23 protein-coding genes are annotated in these 22,943 nt (G+C 62.0%); 11 read left to right on the forward strand and 12 right to left on the reverse strand.

Going from position 1 to position 22,943, the window contains the following annotated elements; all coding sequences use genetic code 11:
* Positions 1 to 12 precede the first annotated feature (12 nt).
* The 3 genes from AACY19_RS05660 to AACY19_RS05670 are packed head-to-tail and all read left to right on the forward strand — an operon-like array spanning position 13 to position 3,025.
* Complete coding sequence (locus AACY19_RS05660; RefSeq protein WP_339448772.1) at positions 13 to 1,347, forward strand: type VI secretion system Vgr family protein; 1,335 nt, start codon at positions 13 to 15, stop codon at positions 1,345 to 1,347.
* The gene (locus AACY19_RS05665) at positions 1,344 to 2,138 is read left to right on the forward strand and encodes a DUF4123 domain-containing protein (protein ID WP_339448774.1); all 795 of its coding nucleotides are present in this window, start codon (positions 1,344 to 1,346) and stop codon (positions 2,136 to 2,138) included. Before AACY19_RS05660 ends, AACY19_RS05665 begins: the two co-directional genes overlap by 4 nt.
* 11 nt (positions 2,139 to 2,149) lie before the next feature.
* Positions 2,150 to 3,025, forward strand: coding sequence for an alpha/beta hydrolase (locus AACY19_RS05670; RefSeq protein ID WP_339448776.1), 876 nt, complete (start codon positions 2,150 to 2,152; stop codon positions 3,023 to 3,025).
* Here the strand turns inward: AACY19_RS05670 and AACY19_RS05675 are convergent.
* Positions 3,019 to 4,368 (reverse strand): MATE family efflux transporter, encoded by a 1,350-nt coding sequence (locus AACY19_RS05675; RefSeq protein ID WP_339448778.1) that lies wholly within the window; start codon positions 4,366 to 4,368, stop codon positions 3,019 to 3,021. The genes AACY19_RS05670 and AACY19_RS05675 overlap by 7 nt on opposite strands.
* 150 nt (positions 4,369 to 4,518) lie before the next feature.
* A complete protein-coding gene (locus tag AACY19_RS05680) occupies positions 4,519 to 4,812 on the reverse strand; it encodes a hypothetical protein (protein ID WP_339448780.1) in 294 nt (97 codons plus the stop codon).
* Positions 4,813 to 4,993: 181 nt separating this feature from the next.
* Between AACY19_RS05680 and AACY19_RS05685 the strand changes: the two genes are divergently transcribed.
* From AACY19_RS05685 to AACY19_RS05705, 5 genes are all read left to right on the forward strand, one after another.
* Positions 4,994 to 5,296, forward strand: a complete 303-nt coding sequence (locus AACY19_RS05685) for a MazG-like family protein (RefSeq protein ID WP_007914625.1) — start codon at positions 4,994 to 4,996, stop codon at positions 5,294 to 5,296.
* On the forward strand, positions 5,296 to 6,045 hold the full coding sequence (locus AACY19_RS05690) for a methyltransferase (protein WP_339448785.1): 750 nt from the start codon (positions 5,296 to 5,298) through the stop codon (positions 6,043 to 6,045). Before AACY19_RS05685 ends, AACY19_RS05690 begins: the two co-directional genes overlap by 1 nt.
* A gap of 12 nt (positions 6,046 to 6,057) precedes the next feature.
* Entirely contained in the window at positions 6,058 to 6,669 is a 612-nt protein-coding gene (locus tag AACY19_RS05695) for a DUF4136 domain-containing protein (protein WP_339448787.1), read from the forward strand.
* A gap of 54 nt (positions 6,670 to 6,723) precedes the next feature.
* Entirely contained in the window at positions 6,724 to 7,281 is a 558-nt protein-coding gene (locus AACY19_RS05700) for a DUF4136 domain-containing protein (RefSeq protein WP_339448789.1), read from the forward strand.
* Positions 7,282 to 7,422: 141 nt separating this feature from the next.
* Positions 7,423 to 9,411 (forward strand): pilus assembly protein TadG-related protein, encoded by a 1,989-nt coding sequence (locus tag AACY19_RS05705; RefSeq protein ID WP_339448791.1) that lies wholly within the window; start codon positions 7,423 to 7,425, stop codon positions 9,409 to 9,411.
* Here the strand turns inward: AACY19_RS05705 and AACY19_RS05710 are convergent.
* The gene (locus AACY19_RS05710) at positions 9,408 to 12,161 is read right to left on the reverse strand and encodes a PAS domain-containing sensor histidine kinase (RefSeq protein ID WP_339448793.1); all 2,754 of its coding nucleotides are present in this window, start codon (positions 12,159 to 12,161) and stop codon (positions 9,408 to 9,410) included. The genes AACY19_RS05705 and AACY19_RS05710 overlap by 4 nt on opposite strands.
* Positions 12,158 to 12,619, reverse strand: coding sequence for a TadE/TadG family type IV pilus assembly protein (locus AACY19_RS05715; RefSeq protein ID WP_339448795.1), 462 nt, complete (start codon positions 12,617 to 12,619; stop codon positions 12,158 to 12,160). Before AACY19_RS05715 ends, AACY19_RS05710 begins: the two co-directional genes overlap by 4 nt.
* A 75-nt stretch (positions 12,620 to 12,694) precedes the next feature.
* On the opposite strand from AACY19_RS05715, the gene AACY19_RS05720 reads away from it, so the two are divergent.
* From AACY19_RS05720 to AACY19_RS05730, 3 genes are all read left to right on the forward strand, one after another.
* A complete protein-coding gene (locus tag AACY19_RS05720; RefSeq protein ID WP_339448796.1) occupies positions 12,695 to 13,165 on the forward strand; it encodes a prepilin peptidase in 471 nt (156 codons plus the stop codon).
* A 116-nt stretch (positions 13,166 to 13,281) separates the two neighbouring features.
* Positions 13,282 to 14,070 (forward strand): response regulator transcription factor, encoded by a 789-nt coding sequence (locus tag AACY19_RS05725; protein ID WP_339448798.1) that lies wholly within the window; start codon positions 13,282 to 13,284, stop codon positions 14,068 to 14,070.
* 225 nt (positions 14,071 to 14,295) lie between these two features.
* Positions 14,296 to 14,754, forward strand: coding sequence for an EF-hand domain-containing protein (locus tag AACY19_RS05730; protein ID WP_339448800.1), 459 nt, complete (start codon positions 14,296 to 14,298; stop codon positions 14,752 to 14,754).
* A gap of 602 nt (positions 14,755 to 15,356) precedes the next feature.
* On the opposite strand, the gene AACY19_RS05735 is transcribed toward AACY19_RS05730, so the two are convergent.
* The 8 genes from AACY19_RS05735 to cpaB are packed head-to-tail and all read right to left on the reverse strand — an operon-like array spanning position 15,357 to position 22,807.
* Positions 15,357 to 15,629 carry a DUF3613 domain-containing protein gene (locus AACY19_RS05735; protein ID WP_339448802.1) on the reverse strand — a complete coding sequence of 91 codons (273 nt, stop codon included), beginning with the start codon at positions 15,627 to 15,629 and terminating at the stop codon, positions 15,357 to 15,359.
* Positions 15,630 to 15,639: 10 nt separating this feature from the next.
* Positions 15,640 to 16,374 carry a tetratricopeptide repeat protein gene (locus AACY19_RS05740; protein WP_339448804.1) on the reverse strand — a complete coding sequence of 245 codons (735 nt, stop codon included), beginning with the start codon at positions 16,372 to 16,374 and terminating at the stop codon, positions 15,640 to 15,642.
* A gap of 22 nt (positions 16,375 to 16,396) precedes the next feature.
* Positions 16,397 to 17,281: a type II secretion system F family protein gene (locus AACY19_RS05745; RefSeq protein ID WP_339448806.1), complete on the reverse strand. Its 885-nt coding sequence runs from the start codon at positions 17,279 to 17,281 to the stop codon at positions 16,397 to 16,399.
* 1 nt (position 17,282) lies between these two features.
* The gene (locus AACY19_RS05750) at positions 17,283 to 18,167 is read right to left on the reverse strand and encodes a type II secretion system F family protein (RefSeq protein ID WP_339448808.1); all 885 of its coding nucleotides are present in this window, start codon (positions 18,165 to 18,167) and stop codon (positions 17,283 to 17,285) included.
* Positions 18,168 to 18,184: 17 nt separating this feature from the next.
* Positions 18,185 to 19,450: a CpaF family protein gene (locus AACY19_RS05755; RefSeq protein WP_339448810.1), complete on the reverse strand. Its 1,266-nt coding sequence runs from the start codon at positions 19,448 to 19,450 to the stop codon at positions 18,185 to 18,187.
* Entirely contained in the window at positions 19,447 to 20,637 is a 1,191-nt protein-coding gene (locus AACY19_RS05760) for a pilus assembly protein (protein ID WP_339448812.1), read from the reverse strand. The genes AACY19_RS05755 and AACY19_RS05760 overlap by 4 nt, the downstream gene beginning before the upstream one ends.
* Positions 20,634 to 21,851 carry a type II and III secretion system protein family protein gene (locus tag AACY19_RS05765; RefSeq protein ID WP_339448814.1) on the reverse strand — a complete coding sequence of 406 codons (1,218 nt, stop codon included), beginning with the start codon at positions 21,849 to 21,851 and terminating at the stop codon, positions 20,634 to 20,636. The genes AACY19_RS05760 and AACY19_RS05765 overlap by 4 nt, the downstream gene beginning before the upstream one ends.
* 20 nt (positions 21,852 to 21,871) lie before the next feature.
* Positions 21,872 to 22,807 carry a Flp pilus assembly protein CpaB gene (gene cpaB / locus AACY19_RS05770; protein WP_339448816.1) on the reverse strand — a complete coding sequence of 312 codons (936 nt, stop codon included), beginning with the start codon at positions 22,805 to 22,807 and terminating at the stop codon, positions 21,872 to 21,874.
* Positions 22,808 to 22,943: the final 136 nt, after the last annotated feature.

Consider the following 22,943-nt stretch of genomic DNA (forward strand, 5'->3'; position numbering starts at 1 on the left):
AGAGATCCGCCAATGTTCGATCCATTCAACGAGTCGTTGTTTCGTCTCGATGTAGAGGGTCTGCCCGACCCCTTCGAAGTCCTGGCCTTTACCGGTAACGAGGCACTCAGCGAACCTTTTGCGTTCGAGATCGACCTGTTGATCGACGACCCGCAACTGGACCTGGCCGGCCTGCTCTACCGCACTGCGTTCCTGCATTTCGGGGCGCCGGGAGAAGGGGTGCACGGGCAGTTGCAAAGCCTTGTCCAGCACGAGCATGGCAACCCCTCGCGGTTATGCCGGGTACGCCTGGAGCCGAAGTTGAGTTGTCTGCAACTGCGGTTCAGCCAGCGCATATTCAGTGGCCGTTCCGTGCCGCAGATCCTTGATCAGGTCCTCAGAGAGCACGGCATTGTCGACAGCCAGCGCCGCTTCGAGTGGTGGGCCGATCATCCGCCGCGCACCTTTTGCACGCAGTACCGTGAGTCGGATTTGCAGTTTCTCCAGCGCTTGTGTGGGCAGGCCCGGATTCACTATCACTTCGAGCATCGCGAGGACGGTCACTGCCTGGTGTTCGGTGATGATCCGGCGCAACTGCCGGCTGTGCCGGTGGCGACGTTTGCCGGTACAGGCAGTGAATCGCCCGCCGTTCAACAGTGGCAGATGCAAGCGCACGCAGAGTCCCTTGCAGAGCAACACGTGACGCGCCGGGCCGAAGGCAGCAGCGACCTGGCGCGCCTGCGTTGCGGGCAATGGCTGCCGCTGACCGGACACCCGTTCGCCGCATGCAACCGCCCCTGGTTGTTGACCCGGGTCGAGCATCGCGCCGACGCCTACAGGGAGCCGGCGTATCGCAATCGGTTCCATGCCGTGGAGCGGACGCCGCTCGCGGAGGCCGAACCCGTGCCGCGACGCATGCACAGTCTGCAACGGGCCTGGGTAGTGGCGGTGGACGAGCCGCGCCCTGAACATTCGCGTCCGGTGGCCGTGCAGTTCGACTGGCTGTATCAAGGCGAGGGCGCGGCAGACAGTCATTGCTGGCTACCCTTGGCACCGATGCTGGCCGAGACGCCGTTGACGGCACTGGCCGAAGGTGTCGAGGTGGTGGTGAGCTTCTTCGAGGGCGATCCGGATCAGCCGATGATCAGCGGTGTGCTGCAAACCGCCGTGGTGCTGGAAGAAGAGCAATGCCCGCCATCGCCGCCGGCGCCAACCCCGCTTGATGAAGGCTTGCGGCATCAACTGCAAGCGGCTGAACCGTTGACGCTGCTGTGCCTGATTCCGGGAGGCGGCAGTTATGTGCATTGTGCCCAGTCGGTGTGTACCTGCCGGCTGGCCAGCTCCTTTGAACAGAGCAGCGGACGATGAGTGGCGAACGGCTCGGCGCCGTCGCGCAGTGGCTGCTGCTCGACAGCGCCGATGCACCGCAGGCAAGGCTGCTACTGCGACAGAGCTTCGCTGACGTGCCGTGTTTCTGGCTGTTCGATGACACCGAGTTCGAGTCGCTGCGTGAGCAAGGGCCACTGCTGATCAACCTGCAGGATTGCCCGGCGTTGAGTGCGTTGTGTCATCACGATCCGCTGACCTGGCGCGGGCTGCGTCTCGACAGCGCGGCGCCGGTCGACGCATTGCTCGCGCATTTGCGGCGCATGCTCACCGTCTCGTTCGGGCTCAACCACCGGGCCTTGCTGGGCTTTTATCAGCGGCAGACCGCCAGTTACTTCTTTGATGCCTGTGATCCCCGCGAGCTGAGCTGCTGGCTCGGGCCGATCCTGCAGGTGCGCTGGTTTGGCGGCACCTGGGCGGATCGCTCGGTCGGCTGCGAAGGCTGGCAACAGTTGCGCAACCCGCGTTTATGCGTCGAGCCGCTGGCGATTGAACAAACCCTGACCCGACGCCAGCGCGAGCGCCTGCAAAGCTGTGTGCTGGAGCAGCACATCTGGCGCTGGAGCCAATCGATGAGCATCGAGTACGCGCCGCTGTGGCGGCATGTGCAGCAGGGAATGAGGCTCGGATTTACGGATCGCACGGTGCTTGATGGCTGGTTGTGGCTACGCTTGCAGCATCCACGCGCGGTTTTGCCGCCGCTACCGGCGGGGCTGACACAACAGGAGCGGCTCGATCATCTGCAGCGACTCTGGCAGAGCAATCAACCTTGAGGTTCAAGCGTATGGCACGGTCTTTCCGGCAATGGTGTGGCGCACTGTTCAGCGCAATATGGCTGCTGGGCCTGGGCGGCTGTTCGCCGGTGAAACTGCTTAATGCGCTGACGCCGGAGGACACGTTCACCCGCACCAGTGGCATTGCCTATGGCGAAGATCCCCGGCAGAAACTCGATGTCTACGTGCCCCGACGGCCCCTCGTCGATGCGCCGGTGGTGGTGTTTTTCTACGGCGGCAGCTGGAACAGCGGCGACCGTGGCGACTACGCCTTTGTCGGCGAAGCACTGGCGGCTCGCGGAATCGTTGCGGTCCTGGCGGATTATCGGTTGTATCCGCAGGTGCGCTATCCACTGTTTCTGCAGGATGGCGCGCGGGCGGTGGCGTGGACCCGCGCGCACATTGCGACGTTCTCGGGTAATCCGCAGCGCTTGTATCTGATGGGCCACAGCTCGGGTGGTTACAACGCGGCGATGCTGGCGCTGGATGGACAACTGCTCGGCGCGGAGGGCATGACGCCCGCCGATATTCGTGGCTGGATCGGTCTGGCCGGGCCTTATGATTTTCTGCCTATCGAGAACCCCGACGTGCGCCCGGTGTTTTTCTGGCCGGACTCACCGCCGCAATCACAGCCGATCAACCAGGTCAGTCGCGGAGCGCCGCCGGCGTTGCTGATCGCCGCAACCAAGGATGATCTGGTCAACCCGACGCGCAATACCGGCGGTCTCGCCCGCAAGCTGCGCGAGGCCGGAGTGCCAGTGCAGGACGTTTACTACTCGCGGCCCAACCACGTGACGCTGGTGGCGAGTTTGTCACGACCGTTGCGCGGATTGGCGCCGGTGCTCGATCAAGTGGTCGGGTTCATCCGCCACACGCCGGCTCAATGAGCCATGCCGCGAAACCAGCCGTCATTGCGCTTGAGCCTCCACGCCATGAGCCCAAGCGTGAGACTGCGCAGCACCATGAACAGCAGGAAACTTATCCACAGTCCGTGATTGCCCAACCCCTGCAACGCCCAGGCGAATGGCAACAGCAGCAGCACGGTCAGCACCATGCCGTTGCGCATTTCCCGCGCGCGCGTGGCGCCGATGAACAGGCCGTCCAGCAGGTAGCTCCACACCGCGATCAAGGGCAGCACCGCCAGATAGGGCAGGTAGATGAACGCGGTGTCGCGCACGCTCTGGATGTCGGTCTGCATCTCGATGAACAAGTGCCCCGCCAGCAGAAACAACGTCGCGAAACCGAGGCTGGCGATCAGCGACCAGCCGCCGGCCACCACCAGTGAGCGGCGCAGCGCCTGCCGGTCGCGGGCGCCGATGGCGTGGCCACACAGGGCTTCCACCGCATGGGCCAGGCCGTCCAGCGCATGGGCGGTCAGCAGCAGCCCATTGAGCAGCAGGGCGTTGGCAGCCACAGTGGCGTCACCCAGGCGCGCGCCCTGTACGGTAATCATGAAAAACACTGATTGCAGCGCCAGGCTACGGATAAAGATGTCGCGGTTGACCGCCAGCAGCGCTCGCCAGCTCTGCCACACCTTCAGCGCTGTCCAGACGATGTGCCCGGGATACGCGCGCAACGCCTTGCGGGTCATGGACAGACCGATCAGGGCGCCGCTCCATTCGGCGATCACCGAGGCCCGGGCCGAGCCGACGACACCCCAATCCAGGCCGATGACGAACCACAGGTTCAGGGCGATGTTGATCAGGTTGGTGCTCAGCAGAATCGCCAGCGGCGCCCGGGCGTTCTGTGTGCCAAGGAACCAGCCGACCAGCGCATAACTGGCCAGCGCTGCCGGCAGCCCGAACAGGCGCGTGTGGAAGAAGTCTCGGGTCAGTTGGTCAAGCTCCGCCGACGGCTGCATGAAATGCAGTGCCAGACCGCTTAACGGCACGCCGAGCGTGCCGAGCACCAGCGCCAGCCCCATCGCCAGCAGCAGGCCTTGCAGCAGAATCTGCCGTAACGCCGCGCCATCACTGCGCCCGGCGGCCTGCGCGGCGAACCCGGTGGTGCCCATGCGCAGGAACCCCATCGCCCAGGCGAGAAAGGTGTACAGGCTGGCGCCGACCGCCACGGCGCCCAATTGATGGGCGTGGGGCAAGTGGCCGATGACGGTGCTGTCGACCAGCGCCACCAGCGGCACGGAAATATTGGAAAGAATCATCGGCGCAGCGAGCGCCCAGACCTTGCGGTGGGTCGGGCGGTCGCGCCAGTCGGCAATCAGGTTGGACATGCGGGCTCCTTGGGGGAGCGGGGATTGTAACGACTCATGCGTTCTATTGTGGAAGCGGGCTTGCTCGCGAAGGCGGTGTGTCAGTCAAAACAGCGTTCACTGACCGGACGCTTTCGCGAGCAAGCCCGCTCCCACAGGGGAGGTGTGGTGTCAGTGGATAATCCAGCTCAGCAACCACAACCCCAGCAGCAACCAGATGATCCCGGCAATGATCGACGCATTCATGAACGCCCGGATCGCCGACCACAACAGCATCAAACCCACGATCAGCGCGATGATGCTGATGATCGAGGTATCCATGCCCAGCGTCTTCGCCAGCCCGTCGACAAAGTTGCCGCCGGCATTGCCCAAGATATTGAAAAGCCCGCTTAGGCCATCGACGATAAACCGGATGACCGACCCGAGCGCCTGGCCGAGCCATTCGAAAAAGCTTTCTACCTGCATGTGTTCATCCTGATGAAAGAGCTGAGCCTTGGGCCACGACGCAGGTGGCCGAGTTCCCTGCATGATAGAAGGTTTGCACCAATCCTGTGGGAGCGAGCAAGCCCGCTCCCACAATAGATCACCGGCGCTGCTTGCCTTCAGGTCGTATCCGCTTGAAGCTATACGCCTTCAGGAGAGCCCGATGAACCTTGTTGAACTGACCGAACGCCTGCATGCCATTCGCGACCGCAATGACTGGCGGCAATTTCACAGCCCGAAAAACCTCGCCATGGCCGCCAGTGTCGAAATGTCCGAACTGGTGGAAATCTTCCAGTGGCTGACAGAGGACCAATCGCGTCAGTTGCCGGCCGACAAACTCGCCCATGCTGGCCAGGAAGTCGGCGATATCGTCCTGTATCTATTGCTGCTGTGCAGTGAGCTGGGGCTGGACATGAACGAAGTGGTGCGCGCCAAGCTCGCCGACAGCGAACGGCGGTTCAGCTGATGAGCGACCGGCATTTCGATCAGTTGGCGACGCGATTCGCCGAAAAAATCTACGGCGGTGCCAAAGGTGCGATTCGCCTCGCGGTGTTGCAGGCCGACCTCACCGAAGCGTTGCCGGATCGCCCCTTGCGCGTGCTCGACATCGGCGGTGGTCTGGGCCACATGTCGCTGTGGCTGGCCGAACGCGGCCACGCCGTGACGTTCACCGAGCCCGCCGAACCGATGCTCGAAGGTGCGCGCCAGCGCTTCGCCGACGCCGGGCAAACCGCGACGTTCATTCAGGCGCCCTGGCAGGAACTGCCCGGCCAGCTCACGGAGCCTTACGATCTGGTGATCTGCCACGCCGTGCTCGAATGGCTGGCCGAGCCCCACGCGATCCTCCCGGTGTTGCACCAATTGACCACACCCGGTGGCTGGCTGTCGCTGGCGTTCTACAACCGTGATGCGCTGATTTACCGCAATCTGCTCAAAGGCCATTTCAAGAAAATGCGCAAGAACGACATGGCCGGTGAAAAGCAGAGCCTGACCCCGCAGCAGCCTCTCGATCCCCGGGAATTGGCAACGCAACTCGACGGCATGTGGCAGGTCGAAAGCCAAAGCGGGATAAGGGTTTTTCACGACTACATGCCGGTGGAGTTCCAGGCCCGCGCCGAACTTGCCGATTTGCTCGAGATGGAGCTCGCTCACCGTCGTCACCCAGGCTTCGCCGGGCTTGGGCGCTATTTGCACTGGATCTGCCGGCCGATCTGATCGGAGCGCGACATGAAAGCTCAATACGGGTTACTGCTGATGTGTCTGGGGTTGGCCGCCTGTCAGGGCAGCAACCCTTACGTGGCGCAGTCGCGGCCCTTGCCGCCGGCCCCCCCGCAAGCCGCCAACACTTTCGACCGCAGCGCTTACCCCGCGCCGCCCCGCGATTACGGGCGCTACCGCAGTTGGGCCTGGCTCAACGGGCAACTGCCGCCGGGCACTGCCTGGGCGGATTCGGCGCAAGTCGCCGAAGCGGTGAGCAACGCCCTCGACCAGCGCGGCCTGCGCCCGCTGCGCGACAATCATCCGGCCGACCTGCTGGTCAGTGCCAGCCTGAGTCTGCAGACCCGTTTGCGCCAGGTGCGGGACGATTACGGCTACTACGGCGGATACGGCGGCTATGATCGTTATGGACGCGGTTACGGCATGTACAACAGCGTGCCGGTGGTGCGCACGTATTCGGAGCAGGTCGTGGTGGTGCAGGTCAATCTGTTCGACGCCGGCACCGGCCAACCAGTGTGGAGTACCCGTGCCGAAACCGCCGCCGAGGGCAATCAGATCGACCGCACGGATTCGATTCGGGACGCTGTAGAAAAGGCCCTGTCGGCGTATCCTCCCGGTTAGCTTCGTGCCGACGAGAAGCTCCAGCAGGTTCATGTCTTCAACCGGAGAAACATCATGTTCCGCCGCCTCGCTTTACTGGCCATGGCCGTCTTGCTCAGCGCTTGCGCCTCGAACCAGGTCAATCATGACTTCGACGCCAGCCGCGATTTTGCCGCCTACCGCAGCTGGAGCTGGAAAGAGCCCGCCCTGCAATACCGTCCCGATGACCCACGGATCAAGAGCGACCTGACCGAACAGCGCATTCGCCAGGCCGTTACCGATCAGCTCGATCAGCGCGGCTTGCGCCCTGCGGCGGCGGGTGCCAAGGGTGACTTGAACGTGCAGGCCTACCTGATTGTCGAGGATCGTCAGCAGCAAGTGACGACCAATTATGGCGGCGGTTGGGGGGGACCGTGGAACGGCTATTGGGGCGCGCCGATGTACAACGAAACGCGCAACATCACCTACAAGGTCGCCACCATTCAGATCGACCTGCTCGACGGCAAGGACGGCAAACTGGTGTGGCGTGGCAGCGATGAGCAAATGCTCGCCAGCCGGCCGAACCCGGAGGATCGCAGCACCGCCATCCGCGAAACGGTCACTCGGATTCTCGCCAACTACCCACCGCGCTGAAACACACGTCCCCCTGGAGGTGCCGCAGGCTGTGATCTTTTGATAGGGCTTTTAAAAAGATCACAGCCTGCGGCCCTCCTGCTGGGGATTGCGCGTCTACACTCAGTTTTACCCATGGAGGTAACGGCAAAGGAGTGCGCCATGTCGCCTCGTTCGCAATGCAACGGCCCGGCCCGGCAACGGGGCGCTATCGGAATGATGGCGGCGGCTACCCTCAGCCTGGCGGTGGTGTTGATGTTGCTGGTGGTCGACACCGGTCGCCTGTACATGGAGCAACGCAAGCTCCAGCGCGTGGTCGACAACGCCGCCCTCGAAGCCGTCAGCCGTGGCGGCACTTGCCTGCCGGGCCTGACCGCTGCGACTTACGCCGGGCAAAGCGCGGCGCGCAACGGCTTCGTCGTTGACGCCAGCAACACCCTCGCCACCACGTGCGGCACCCTCGCCACAGCGGCCACCGGCCTGCGCAGCTTCAGCGTCGATGCAAACCAGGCGGCAGCGGTGAAAGTCGTGGCCAGCCGCACCGTGATCACCAGTTTTGCCAGTGGCGTGCAAGCCTTGTTCAGCGGCTCGGCGGTCAACCTCAACACCACGCTCAACGCCTCCGCCGTTGCCGCCAAACCGCAACCGACCATAGCCCAACTGAACATTCGCAGCACCCTCGCCAGCATCAATACCGCGCAATCGAACATCCTCAATCCGCTGTTTTCCGGACTGCTCGGCGGCAATGTCAACCTCACGGCGCTGGGCTGGGAAGGGCTGCTCAACACCGATATCAACCTGCTCAGGTATCTCGATCAACTGGCGATCAATCTCAACGTCGCGGCGGGCAATTACACCCAATTGCTCAACACCCAGGCGACCGTTACCCAACTGATTCAGGCCGCTGCCACCGTGGTGCAACTCAACGGCGCCACCGCGCAAGTGATCACCGCGCTGGGCCAGTTGCAAGTGGCAGCGGTCAACGCTGCGCCGGTCAGGCTGGGCGAGATCCTGCAACTGCAGAGCGGCACCACGGCGGCAGGGCTGGACGCCAACCTGCAACTGCTGCAACTGATCCAGGGCGTGGTGCAACTGGCCAACAGCAAGAGCGCGGTGGCGGCGACCCTGCCGGTCAACGTGCTGGGGCTGGCGAATGTCGCGGTGCGGGTCAAAGTGATCGAGCCGCCGCAGTTCTCGGCAATTGGCGACCCAGCGCGGGCCAAGGCCGATCCGCTGGGCGCCGACCGCATCTACGTGCGCACGGCGCAGGTTCGCACGATGTTGTCGGTGAATCTGCCCGTGTTGTTGGGGGTGACCGGGCTTACGAATGCCGTGCTGGGACTGGTCGGCACGCTGACCCCGACGCTCAATGCGCTGCTAAGCCTCAATCTGGCGGCGACACTCAATTCAGTGCTCTGCCTACTCGGTGCCGGATGTGAGCAATTGGCCCCGAGGCTGCTGCCGTCACCACAAATCGATATCAGCCTGGACGCCGGCGGTGCGAAAAGCTATGTCACCGATTACAGCTGCCCGACGGGTGACACCGGTAGCAAAAGCCTCACAGCTCACACCGTCACCTCCATCGCCGACCTCAAGCTTGGCAAGATCGACCCCATCAACGCCTTTTCTTCGGCGGCCGAGCCTACGGTCGCGCCATTACCGCTGATTGATTTGGGCATCCAGACTTGTTACGGACTGTTAGGGTGTAATGCCAACTCCCATGTGCAGTTCGGCGCGGGCGGCATTGCGATCAAGCTCGACACCAGCGTCGCGCAAAACTCCCAGGACCTGATCTTCTCCAGCACCACGCCGTTCGCGACCCCGGCCAACCTCAAGTTGCCGCCGAGCGTGCAGACCGCTGTCCCGACCAACGACATCGTCGGCAGCCTGGCCAACACCCTCGCGGGCATCAACCTGATCGTCTACAAACCGTTGGGCAGCAATCCGCTGGGCGCCATCGTCACCGGCGTCGCCTCGTTGATCAGCGACGTCACCAGCAAATTGCTGCCGGTGGTCACCAGCCTGATCACGCCCTTGCTCGACCCGTTGCTGAACAACCTGCTGAAAAGCCTGGGTATCAACCTGATGGATGTCGACGTCGGCGCCAACATGACCTGCGGCCAGACCGGCAAGGCGTATCTGGTGATCTAGGCGTCCCCGGCAATCGGCAACTCGATGCAGAAGCGTGCGCCCTCCGGCGAGTTGCGCACGCTCAAGTGCCCGCCCATGTTGTCGATGATGCCGTAGCTCACCGACAGCCCCAGCCCGGTGCCGACGCCGATGGGTTTGGTGGTGAAAAACGGCTCGAAAATCCGCTCCAGCAAACGCGGGTCGATGCCGCCGCCGTTGTCCTCGACCCACAGCCGCACCTTGTGCTGGTCACGCTCGGCGTAAATCGCGATCCACGGCTTGAACGCTGACGCCATCTCGCGCTTGCTCAGCAGCGCATCCCGGGCGTTGACCATCAGGTTGATCAGCACTTGCTCAAGCTGATCGACATGACCGCGCACGTGGACGACAAATGCCGTCTCGCTGATGCGCAGATCGACACCTTTGCCGCGCATGCCTTCGGCCAGCAATGACAGCGTGCCCTCGATGGCCGAGGCCGGATTGAACAGTTGCTGCTCGATCTCCGAACGCCGGCCGAACACGCGCATGTGGTCGACCACTTTTGCCGCACGCTGCACCTGCGCGTCGATGCGATTGAGCTTGTCGGTCAGGTAATCGACCTGCACATCGCCGTTGCTCAGGCGCTTGAGCACATTGACGATAGCCATGCGCATGACGTTGAGCGGCTGATTGATTTCGTGGGCCAGCCCCGTGGCCATTTCGCCGAGGGTGGCCATTTTCGCGCTTTGGGTGAGCTGTTGCTGTGAGCGCCGGACGTCGGTGTTGTCGCGGCCCACGGCTTGCACTTCGATCAAGTGGCCGTGATCATCGAACACGCCGCGATCCGACCACACCCACCACGCATGCTCGCGTCCGGGCAATTGCAGATTGATTTCAGCGGTGCTCACCGGCGCCTCCGGGGTCAGCGTCGCCAGACGCTGGACGAAGGCGGCGCGTTGTTCGTCGGACATCCAGTTGCCCAGATCGACACCGGGCAATTGCTCCGGCGCGCATTCCAGATAATTCGCCAACGGTTGATTGCCGAATGTCAGGGTCAGATCCGGGCGATAGCGGCAGATCATCGCCGGCGAGTCCTCCACCAGAATCCGGTAACGCTCTTCACTCTTTTTCACCTGCTCGGCGGCGAGGGTGGCGTCGGTCACGTCCAGCCAGAGGCCGACAGCTTCCACCGGCAGACCGAGGTCGTTGCGCAGTAACTTCGCCTCGTCGAGCAGCCAGTGATATTCGCCACGGCTGTCGCGCAGGCGATAACGGGCGCGCACCGAGCCTTCACGCAGCAACTGGCGGGTGCGCTGGAAATACAGGTCACGATCATCGGGATGGATCATTTCCACCAAGGCACCGGCGCTGCAATCGTCCAGACGCCAACCGAGCAACGGTAGCAGGCTGGCGCTGAAAAACGCTGGCACCAAGGCACCTTCGCGGTAGTGCTGCACGTAAATCACCGCGGGCGAACTGGCGATCAGATTGTCCAGGCGCGCGTGGGCGGCAGCGGTCTGTTGCTGCTGGTTTTGGATGTCACTGATATCCAGCATGAAGCCGACAAGGCGGCGGTCTGCGCCGGAGCCGGTCACTTGGCCTTGCACGCGATACCACGTCGGCGCCTGACCGCTTGCAGTGTTGTGCAGGCGCACACTGAGCAGCAGCGCCTCGCCGTGTAGCTGCAAAGCCTGCAAGCGGCTGCGCAGTTCTTCGCGGTCGGCGGGATGAATCTGCGCGAGCCAGTCCTGTAGCGCCAAGCTTGAAGGGGGCAGGTGCAGTGCCGTGGCCAGGGCCGGCGCCAGTTGAATCCGGCCTTCGCCCGCGAGCATTTCCCACCAACCGGTGCCCAGCAACGTTTGCAGCGACTCGATGCGCTCAAGTTGCAATTGATGTTGCTGCGTTCGCAAGCGCGCCAACAGTGGCCCGGCCAAAGCACCTGCCAGCATCAGCCAGTCGCGTTCCGTCAGGTACGGCGCGGCGGTATCCACCGGGTAAAACCCGCAGAGCAACCAGGCCGTTACGCCGCGTTCGTCGCTGTAGGGCACGGCAAAACCTTCGGCGCTGCCGAACACCGTCTGCACCCGCGAGTGCTCGCCGAGGCCGTGATGGCTGTCGATGCCTTGCGGCGCCATGCCGTTCAGGCTGTCCAGTGCTGTGCCCAGACGCTGGCCGTGATGCCACAGGGTGGGAGCATCATGGGCGCTGAACTGGCGATAAATCTGCCAGCCCTGTTGCTCGTCATCGAGCAGGGCCAGCGCCAGACACGGGATTTGCCAGCGCTGGGCGATCACCTGCAATTGTTCATCGACGATGATCGGCAGGCGCAGCAAACTGCAGGCGCGCAGTTGCTCGGCGATGTGTCCGGCAATCAACTGGCAGCCTTCGCGCTGGCGTGATTGCTGGCGTTCGAGCAACAGGTCGGCGATGTCGATCAACTGCATCAACCAGCCATCACCCAGCGGCTGCACCCAGCCGCGCAGGTGCAAGGTCTGATCGCCGAGGCCAGTGAAATCGAGGTCCAGCAACAGACCGCACCACTCCTGTGGCCTCCCTTCAATGACCAAGGTGCTGTGGGCTAGCACATAGTCACGCAGCGGCAATGGCTGGCCGTGGGGTTTTTGTTGCGCGAGCAAATGCCGCAACGGCCCGGCCAGTTGCTGTACAGCCCCGTCTGCATCCAGATAGAGGTGCAGGCCGGTGGCGGGTGTGCCGAGCCGGTCGTGCAGATCTTCGGCGGCGGTCGGTGCGCGCTTGAGAAGGCGTCCGAACAGGTTATCTCCCGCCGTCAAAATTGCAGACTCGAGGTGGCGGTGAGTGTGGTGGGCAGGCTGGGCACCGTGCCAATCCCCGGCAGCACCAGAAACGGCAGAACCTGATTCAGTTTGCTCACCGGGTAGTTCACCGACACGATGAGCGTACCGTTGGGGCCGTAACCGGCGCCGGTGTTGTAGGTTGCGGTTGTGTCGACCCCGATCACCAGGTTGAAGGCCGGCGGCACCCACTGTAATTGTTGGGTGAGCGCGGCATTGGCAGTGCTCACCACCACCGACGCGTAGTCGGGCGTCAGAGGGTCGACGGCCACGCTGCGACGCACCGCTTCTGATGTGGCCTGGTTGAACGATTGCATCATCACGAATGGCAGGCTATAGCTGACCAAACCGTAAAACACCGCGAAAAAGATCACGAACACCAACGCGAACTCTATCGCCACCGCACCTTTTTGCGACTTCCGAACGCCGGTTCTCATGAGTGCGTCTACCCTGACAGTCACTGCCTGATCTCAGCATAGAATCATTCAGCAAAAACGGACGGTTTTTACCGGATGCAGCTTTTTGTCCTCCTTATCTGGCTGGGTTTGTGCGCCGCGCAAGATGCCCGGCAACGGCGAATTTCCAATGGTCTGACCCTTGGCGCGGCGGCGCTGGCGCTGGTCTGGTTGTTGTGCACCGGCACGACATGGCTCGGTGCTGACGCGGAGCAGGGCGGTTGGGCGTGCGTGATTGCCCTGGTGCTGACGTTGCCGGGTTATTGGATGGGCCGCATGGGCGCCGGCGATGTGAAACTAATGACAGCTCTTGGTCTTGCGACGAACGGTTTGTTCGTTCTTGGCGCATTTATCGGCGCCGGGCTCGTCAGCCTTGTCTGGCTATTGCTGGCGCCAAGAGTCTGGCTTCATATGAGTCAAAGACTTACGAATCGATTGCGCCATCTGGCGCAGTATTCGTCAAAAAAGCTGCCATTTGCGCCGTTCGTCCTGATCGGCGTCTTGCTCGCACTTCCTTGGGTCCACTAGTCGCGGTGCCACTACTCCTATGTACATAGTCGGAAAGTGCGTCTACTTTCAAATGAGGTGATTACGCCGTCAAAGTGCAGGAAAAGTCAGCTTTGACCCGAGCAATGGAGTGGTTCGTGAACAAGCCCAAGTCTGCGGTAAAAGTCCTGGTGGTCGATGATCAACCTTTGGTGGTCGAAGAACTGTGCGAGTTTCTGGAAAGTAACGGCTACCGTTGCGTGCCTTGTGAATCGAGCGTGGAGGCCATCGAGCGGTTCTGCGAAGACACGGACATCTGCCTGGTGCTGAGTGATCTGCACATGCCTGACATGGATGGCATTCAGTTGATCCAGGAACTGCAGCGGCTGGCCGGCAAGCATCGGGTGTTCGAGGCGATCATGCTCACCGGGCGGGCCGACAAGCAGGATGTGATCAAGGCGTTGCGTGCCGGGATTGCCGATTACTACCAGAAGCCGGTAGATCTGGAGGAGTTGCTCGAGGGGGTGCAGCGTCAGGAGGCCGCCATGCAGGAGCGGCACAAAAGCATGCAGTTGGGGCATTTGAATCAGAAGTTGCAGTACCTGTCCGAGTCGATTGATGACTTGTATCAGGACCTCGACAAGGTACGACGCAGTCCGGCAACGGTGGTGCGTGATGTGCTGGGCGGGCAGCCAGACGAGGCTGAGGTGCAGGATGTATCGGCAATTTTCAATCAGTTGTCACCACGGCAACTGGATGTGGCGCGATTGGTCGGCAAGGGGCAGACCAATTACCAGATTGCCTGTGAGTTGGGGATTACCGAGAACACGGTGAAATTGTATGTGTCGCAGGTTTTGCGGTTGACGCATATGCACAACCGGACGCAGTTGGCGCTGGCGTTGTCGCCGGGTGGTTCGGCTTTGCGTCAGCGGGTGACGGCTCATTGAGTTGGGTTTTTTGTGAATATCCGTTTCTTTGGGTGGTGCTGATCAGGGTTCCCGCGCTTACGGCGGGTTAGGCGGTAGCTCCAGCAGAGCGCTTGAATTTGAAACCTGTCAACTGTCAGCTCTGTCAGTTGTGCTAACTCGCTCTCCGGTACTAACTTGTCTTCTAGAGGCAGAACATCCCGGTTGTCGTCGCCTTGGAATTTTTAATTCATAGGAGATGACGAAATGGCTATTACCGTCGAAAAACTGGAAACCCTGCGTAACGACTTCGTTAGATATGACCGAAATAATGACGGGAAGCTGACCGTTCGCGAGTATGAACTGGCGATGGAGCCTTACACCTCACCAGAAACATTGGCCAACGCCGTCAAGGAACTCGATGTCGACGATAACGCTGAGATCACCTGGTTTGAGTTCCTCACGGATTACGTGAACGACGTGGTTGGCAGAAAAGCAATTACTTGGCAGGTGATAGAACAATTCGACAAAGACTTCAATCGTTATGATGTGAACAAGGATGGGAAGGTGTCATTCAATGAGCTTTCTAAATCATTGGATGGCTATTCCACCCCCATCCAACTGGTCAATGAGTTGAACCAGCTTTATGAGTGTCATGATGACGACAAAGACAAACAGCTGACTTGGGATGAATTTTTCATCAGTCTGGTAAGGTCTTTTGAATGAAGTTGTGAAGGGTGGTTATTCACAAGAACGTCAGATAACGGTGAAGCCTCAGCACCTGCATGCGGACGTCCGCAAAAATTGGATGGCGCTGCGAGTGACTGGTTATTGTGAGGATGCCTTCGAGCAAGCTCGGCGGATTACCGCGTTATCGTTCTTCGCGAGCAGGCTCGCTCCCACAGATGCAATGCGTTCCCTGTGGGAGCTGGCTTGCCGGCGAAGGCGGCCTGACAGTCGCCCGATCTCTCCCGACGAAACCCTTCGACAGCTCCTGCAGGGTGGGGCGTGCGTTTAAATATGTTTCAAAATTGCTGAACCCTCCCACAGGGTTTTCAGGTTGTCCGTCGGACGTGGGCTCTCTAGTCTCTGGCTGTCGCTGAAGCCTCAGCGATCGGGTGTGAGAACCCGGTACTAATGGTCATACACTTGGCGGTGAACCGGGCGCTGGATCGCGTCGATCCACAGACCTGACCTGGCGGATTACCGCGTTATCGTTCTTCGCGAGCAGGCTCGCTCCCACAGATGCAATGCGTTCCCTGTGGGAGCGAGCCTGCTCGCGAAGGCGGTCGGACAGTCAATCCATTTCTCCCGCCCACAGGTAGGGGCTAGTTCTTGGTCTCGATCTTGCCGCCCGCGTCCGGGTCGTAGAAGTCGGGAATGTCGTATTTGTATTTCTTCAGCCAGCGCTGCATCGCCAGGTCGCGTTCGGTGGCGGTGGCGGTTTGTGGGGTGGGCGAGGCGGCTTTGTTGCGGCTTTGCAGGACCAGCCAGCCTTCGGTTTCCTGTTGTTGCGCCGAGGCCGGGCCGGCGTCGATGGCCAAGGCACTAAGGGGCAGCGTGAGCACGGTCAGGTAGCACAAGCCTTTGATGGGGTTCATGGCTGTCTCCTTATTTGATCGATGATGGCAACGGGTCAGTGACGGCGGCGACCTGGTTGTCGGTCGGTGCATTGTCCTTGGCCGGGGCTTTGACCGGGGCTTTGAGTTTTTCCGCGCGTTCCTGGGCTTCGGTGAATTGTTCCGGGTTCAGTTTTGCGCGGCTGACGATCTCGGCGGCTTGCGGCCAGTTGTTCTGGTACAGCAACAAGGTGACCATGTTCTGCGCTGCCAGTTGGTTGTTCTGCTTGAGTTCGATGGCGGTGAGGAATTCGAAGCGGGCGTCGTTCAGGCGCAGTTGGTTGAGGTAAACCACGCCGAGGTCGTTGCGGATTTTTTCGTCGGTCGGCGCCAGGCGCACGGCACGTTGCAGATGGGCCTGGGCCTGGCCGTTGTCGCCACGGGCGGCATAGAGTTGGCCCAGGCCGTGTTCGGCTTCGGCGGTCATGCAGCCACCGAGCAGGCTTCGGTACAGCGGTTCGGCTTCGTTGCGGCCGAGCAGGCGATAGACCTTGGCTTTGCGCAGGCGCACTTCACTGAGGGTGTCCGGCAGGCTTTGCAGGTTGGCGAGGCTGGCGTGCAGTTTGCCGTCGTTGGCCAGGTCATCCGCCAGGTTCAGCGCAAGCTCTTGCTCCGAGGTCAATTTGCTGCAACTGGACGGCGACAACAGCGCCGTCCACGGTGCCTGACCATCGGTGGCGCAACCGCCAAGCAGCAACAGACTTGCCATGACTATCAGTGCTTTCATCAAACGCTCTCCATGAGCCAGGTCAGGATGCAAATGCCCGGGTAATTGCGGTGAAACCGGGACCGGCCAGTACGATCAGCAGCGCCGGGAACAGAAACAGCATCATGACCACCGACATCTTCGCGGACATTTTCGAGATGTATTCCTGCAGGCGTGTGAGGCGGCGGTCGTCGAGTAATTGCTTGAGGGCGAGCAGTGATTTCATCGCACCGCCACCCTGCTGAATCAGTTGCTGGAGGATCACGCAGGTGTCAGTGAACTCTTCCACGCAGAGCACCACGGCGGCTTTGTGCAGCTCCTGACCGAGCTCCAGCCCGGAGTCGACGCGGGTCAGAATCAGGCGCAGTTCGCTGGTCAGTTCCGGCAGCAGTTTTTGCCCTTCGGTGCTGAGCACACGCAGGGCTTGTTCCACCGCCATGCCGGATTCGAAGAGGATGCGCAGCAGCGGAATGAAGGTCGAGATTTCCACGGCGATGATGGCCTGCCGACGTCCGGCGGCGTAGGCGAGCAAGCGTTTGGGCAGCAGGTAACCGGCGCCGGCGGCGAGCATCGGCACGATCCAGCGATTGGTCGCCTGGGGGAAAAACACTTCTTGCAGGAAGATCGCCAATCCCAGGGTCAGCAGCGGCGTGCCGATCTGGCAGGCGGCGAACAGTGAGCGTTCGCTGGCCCGGCGCCAGCCCAGACGATTGAGCAGTGTCTGGGTTTCGCTGTCCATGCTCACCGAGCGCTGGCCGAAACGGCTGTTGCCCAATGCGCGTAGCCAGTTGCCGAAGCGGTTCTGGCGCACCAGATGACCCTGCAAACGCTGGTTGACCTGACGCACCCGGCGACGCTCCGTGAGCACGTGATTGCCCACCAGTAACAGGGCGCCGAGCAGCAACATGAGGGCGGCAAGGTAGATCATGTCAGACGCTCCGCAACATGCGCCACAGCGCCAGGCAACCGACCACTTGCAGCACCAGTGCGATGATCAGCATGGTCTGGCCGCCGGAGTCCTGCCACATGCCAAGCATGTAGCCGGGGTTGGTGAGCATGAAATAACTGACCAGAATCACCGGCAGCGAGCCGAGTACCCATGCGGTCATGCGCGTTTCCCCGGTCAGCGCGCGCAGTTGCCGGGCGCCCTGATCGCGCTCGCGGATCAGTTTGATCAGGTTCTCCAGCAGTTCGCTGGCGTTACCGCCGTAGCGGTGGTTGACCTTCAATCCGAGGGCGAACATGCGCAGTTCGTCCTGCTCATAGAGTTCGGCGAAGTCGCTGACGGCGTCTGGCAGATTGACGCCCAGTTGCACGTTGCGCTGTACCCGGCCCATGGCATGTTTGAGCGGATCGTCGCTGGTTTCGATGCCGCCCATGACCGCATCGCTTAACGTGCGCCCGGACTTGAGACTGCGCACGGTGTAGTCGAGCAATGGCGGCAGTTGCTCGATCATGCGCTTGACCCGACGTCGATAAAGAAACGCGATGGACAGGCGCAACAGCAGTGGCGGTGCGAGCAGCGTGACCACCAGGCCAATCCATTCGAACAGCAGAAAACCGAGGGCCATCGCCACTGCCCAAAGGCTTATCCACAAACCGAAGCGTTCAGTGGGGCGGCCCAATCCGGCACGCAGGAACATCCGCTCAAGGCCAACCCAGGCCGGCTTTTCGGCGGCCAGTTGCGGCTGCCCGGCGGCGAGGCGGTTGAGCACTTTTTCCGTCGCGTTCTTGCGCAAACCGTGGAGGAACAGGTGGATCGACAGGCCCAGCAGAATCAGGCAAATGGTGATGAGGATGACCGGTCCCAGCATGCTTGCGCTCCTTGCCGTCAGCCGAGGTGGGCGTCGTGGCGCAGCTTGTCGCCAGCCGGATTGACCGCTTCGCGCAGGAAGCCGAAACCGCTGCGGCGGTCGAGGCGGAACAAGGTGTTGGTGACGTAGACGTCTTCGCGGATGCCGACCACTTCCACCACTTCGCTGACGCAGCGGCGGCCATCGGGCATGCGGGTCAGCTGGATGATCACGTCAAGGGCCGCGCAGATCATCTGGCGCAAGGTGCGTTCGGCGATGGCGCGCCCGGTCAGGCCCACCAGTGTCTCCAGGCGCAGCAAGGCATCCTGCGCGTTGTTGGCGTGGACGGTGCTCATCGAGCCGTCGTGGCCGGTGTTCATCGCCGTCAGCACGTCGACCACTTCGACGCCGCGAATCTCGCCGAGGATGATCCGGTCGGGACGCATGCGCAGGGCGTTGCGGATCAGGTCGCTGGCTTTCACTTCACCGTGGCCTTCGGCATTCGGCGGACGGGTTTCGAGGCGCACGACGTGGGGATGACCCAGCTGCAATTCGGCGACGTCTTCGATGGTAACCAGACGTTCGTGGGGATTGATCAACTGGCTGAGGATGTTCAGCAGGGTGGTCTTGCCGGTGCCGGTGCCGCCGCTGATAAGAATATTGCAGCGTTTGCCCACGGCGTCCTGAAGAAACTCGAAGATCGACAGATCGATGGTTTGCATCGCCATCAGGTCGCTGCTTTTGAGCATGTCCTTGCGGAATTTGCGAATCGACAGGCACGGGCCATCGAGGGCAATCGGCGGGATAATCGCGTTGACCCGACTGCCGTCCGGCAGGCGCGCATCGACCATCGGCGAAGACTCGTCAAGCCGCCGCCCGAGGGGCGCAAGAATTCGTTGCATGACCCGTTCGACGTGGTGCGCATCGATAAAGCGCAGGTCGCTTTGATGCAGCACACCATCGCGTTCGATAAACACCCGGTGCGGGCCGTTGACCAGAATTTCCGTCACCGACGGGTCGCGCAACAACACTTCCAGGGGGCCGAAACCGGTGAGCTCATCGACGATTTCTTCGCCGAGGCGCTCCATCTCGTAGCGGGAAATCGCCAGGTGCAGACGGGCGATGTATTCGGCGACTTTGTCGGTGACAAATTGCGCGAGTTGCTGGCGCGATCCCTCCAGCAGGTTCCCCGACTCTTCGAGGGCGTCGATGATGTAGCGATGCAACACCAGCTTCAGGCCTTCGTGGTCGGTGTTGCCGGTGGCGCCACGCTGGGGCGCGCCGAAGAGTTTTTCGGAGCTCATGAGCTGCCTCGCAAGCGGTCGAACCAGGTCACTTTCGGTTTGCTCATGCCTTCGGAGCGCTTGGCCAGTCGCTCACCGAGGGCGCGCAGGCTCTGGGTGAGTTTCTCTCTGGGAGCCAGTTCGAACAGGCTTACGCCCTGGTTTTTTGCGTTCAGGCGTACTTCCGGGGTGAGTGCCAGCACGGCGATGACTTCAAGGTTGAAGGTCTTGCCGAGGGTTTCCGAGTTCGGTGCAACGTTGCCCAGGTAGCGGTCGATCAGCAGGCGCCCGTGGTCGAGCTTCATGCCTTTTTCGCGCCACAGATTGAGGACGTCGAGATTGCGCCGGCAGTTGAGGATGTTCTGGTCGGTGTACCACAGCAGCTTGTCGCAGTGGCTGACGAAGGTGCGCAGGGCTTCGCTGTCGGCTTGCCCTGTGAGGTTCACGACGATGTGCTGGAAGTGCTGGCGCAGGGCACTGAGCAGCATGTACAGCTCGGCGGCGCTGGTGTTTTCCAGCGGCTCGTCATTGCTGGCGTAGGCGAGAATCCGCAGCCCCGCTTCGGCGCTGGTGAAGGCGCTGTCGATCAGGGTCGCATCGAGTCGGCGCAAGTGACGCAGGGCGTCGCCAAAGTGGAACGAGCTTTCCAGCCCAAGCAGCGCGAGGCTGTCGCCGCGCGGCAGGCCAAGGTCGAGCAACAGGGTCTGCTGGCCGCTCTTTTGCACCACCAGCGCCATGTGATTGGCCAGCAGCGCGCCGTCGGAACTGCTCTGCACGCCGTACATCACGGTGAGGCCGCCCAACTGCGTATTGGGCGCGACGGCAGGCAGGCGTTTGCTCAGGCGCCGCACCAGTCCGGCGACTTCACTGGAGCGTGAGCCGTAGGCAACGAAATCCCGAGCCCCGGCGCGCATCGCATTCAGTACAAGCTGATTGTCCATGCCGTCGCCGAGGGCGACGATGGCGAGCAGCGGCTTGGCTTCCAGCGCGCCTTCGATCAGCGCGCTTTGGGCGACCACGTGTTCGCGGTCGAGGCCGACAAACACCAGATTGGCGAAGGTCACGTCAACCAGTGCCAACAGTTCGTCGAGGCTGCCGCCACCAGCGCTGACCACCTGGCCCAGCGGCGCGAGGGCGCTTTGCAGCCATTCCAGATCGGTGCTGTTGCGGGTGATGGCGAGGAAGGTCTGACTCAGGCTCTGGCTCATTGTGACAACCCGCTGCGTTTGTCGAAATTGCCGTTTTCGAGGAAGAACATGCGATAGAAATTCGGGTCGTAGTTGCGCAGTTTCTCTCCCGGCAAGGCCGGCAGTTGCGCATTGGCGGCCAGTGGCTGGACGAGGTGCGGAGTGACGATCATCAGCAGTTCGCGCTCTTCGCGCTTGATCTGCGAACCCTTGAAAAACGCGCCGAGCACCGGGATGTCGCCGAGCCCCGGAAACTTGTTCACCTGCGAGCTGTTGGTGGTACTGATCAGGCCACTGATGACAAAACTTTCGCCATCGCCCAGTGACACGCTGGTGTCGGTGCGGCGGATGGTCAGCGCCGGTACGGTGGTGCCGGCGATCTGCACGGCGTTGCTGAAGTCCAGTTCACTGACTTCCGGGGCGACCTTCAGGGCGATGCGGTCGCGACCGATGATGGTCGGTGTCAGGGTCAGGCGAATACCGAATTCCTTGTACTCGATGGACACGTTGTCGCTGCCGGCGCTGGGCACCGGGATCGGGATTTCACCCCCGGCGAGAAAACTCGCACTCTGGCCGTTCAGCGCCACCAGGCTGGGCCGCGCCAGGGTGTAGGCGAAGCCGCTGCCTTCCAGGGCGTTGATGATCGCCATGGTCTTGCCGCCGATCCACGAGAAGTTGAACAGCGTGTTGTCCACCGGCAGGCGTGGCTGCGGCACACCGTCGATGGGCGGCAGGGTGCCCGGTGAGCCGAAGAGGAAATTGCCCCGGGTGCCGATCAGCGAGGCGGTGGCTTCCTTGAGTTTGGTGCGGCTGACTTCGACGAAGCGGATGTCAGTCTGCACTTGCGAGGGCAGTGACGGATCATCCGACGGCAGCGTGCCGGTCATGGCGGCGGTGGCCGCGCCCTGCACGAACACCATCGCCTGACGCGGCTCGCTCGAACACGCTGTCCACACCATCAGGCTGGTGGCGCCGGGCGCCATGCCGGTGAGCAGAAATGACGAGCTGCCGTTGGCGTGGACATCGGCGATCTTCGGGTCGCCAATCGCCAGGCGCGTGATTGCCACCGGTGACTGCACGTCCTGCTGGAAGCCTTCGCCGATTTCGATCACCGGCGGCAGGCGCCCGAGTGCCGAGCAATTGCCGACAGCGGCGAACGCTGCGTCCATCGACAGTCCCGTCAGTAGCAAGGCGCGAAGTACAGGTTTCAATGTCGGTCCGAGTCGACTCTGCATGCACTTGAATCCTTGCGCAGTCATGGGGTTTGTTGAGTGATCTGGTTGCCGCGAATGATTTCCACCGCTGGCCGCGCGGCACCACCGCCGCCACCGCCCGGAACTTTCGGCGCGGCGCCGAGGGCCAGTTGGGTGAACTGGAAGAGTTGGCTGTTGGCGTTGTCCAGATGCGCCGGCGACTGGCTTTCGCCCGCCCAGTATTTGGCCAGGCGCTGTTCTTCGCTGCTGCGTACCGCCAGGCGCAAGGTGCCCACTTGCGTGGCCAGCATCATTCGGCTGAGCAGTTGTTCCGGCACCGCGAGGACGACGGTGCGCGCGGCGATCCGGCGTTGATCCTGCTTGAGTTTGTCATCGGCGCTCAGGGTCGGTGACGCGGGTTGGCCGTCATTGGTCAGGCCGTATTGATCACCGACGCCGAGCACACGCATGGCCGGCACGACAATCTGCGCCGACTGTTGCAGGTTGCTGGCGTCCTGGCGCAGGAAAAGCAGGACGTCGACGTAGTCGCCGGGGAGCAGTTGCCCGGCGGCGCCGATCACTTCGTCGACAGCGACGGTCAGCGCGCGCTCGTCGCTGTGGATCATGCGGGCCAGCGAACCGCCGGCCTGGAAGCTTTCATCGTTCAGCCAGGTGCCGGCACTCAGGTGCCGCCAGGGCGTGCGGCCGACGGCCTGATCGACACTGCTCAGGCTGCCGGCGGGGGCGCTGCGCAGTTTTTCGACCGCGACGTCGGCGGCGGTCAACGGGGTGAAAGGTGGAACGTCGCGCACCAGCACCACCACCGGTTGGCGGGTCTGGTCTTCAGCGATGGCGACAGTTTGTTCAACAGTGACCGGCGCGGCGGGCGCTTCGGCGACGGGAGCCGGTTGGCGGCTGAGCACCAGCCCCCAGTAACCGACAAAAATTGCGCCGAGCAATAAAACGGCTGCAAGGCCCATGGTGACGCGACTGTTCATGACGGCTCTCCCTTTCCTGCTGCACGACCCACCGCACTGAATCAACGAGAGAAGTTTTCAATTTCGCAGCTATGAACATGCAACCATTTCGCTATTTCAACGCTAGCTGATCCAAGCCAAAACGCCATTACTGACA

The sequence above is a fragment of the Pseudomonas sp. EA_5y_Pfl2_R50 genome, from assembly GCF_963970475.1.
Taxonomy (GTDB): domain Bacteria; phylum Pseudomonadota; class Gammaproteobacteria; order Pseudomonadales; family Pseudomonadaceae; genus Aquipseudomonas.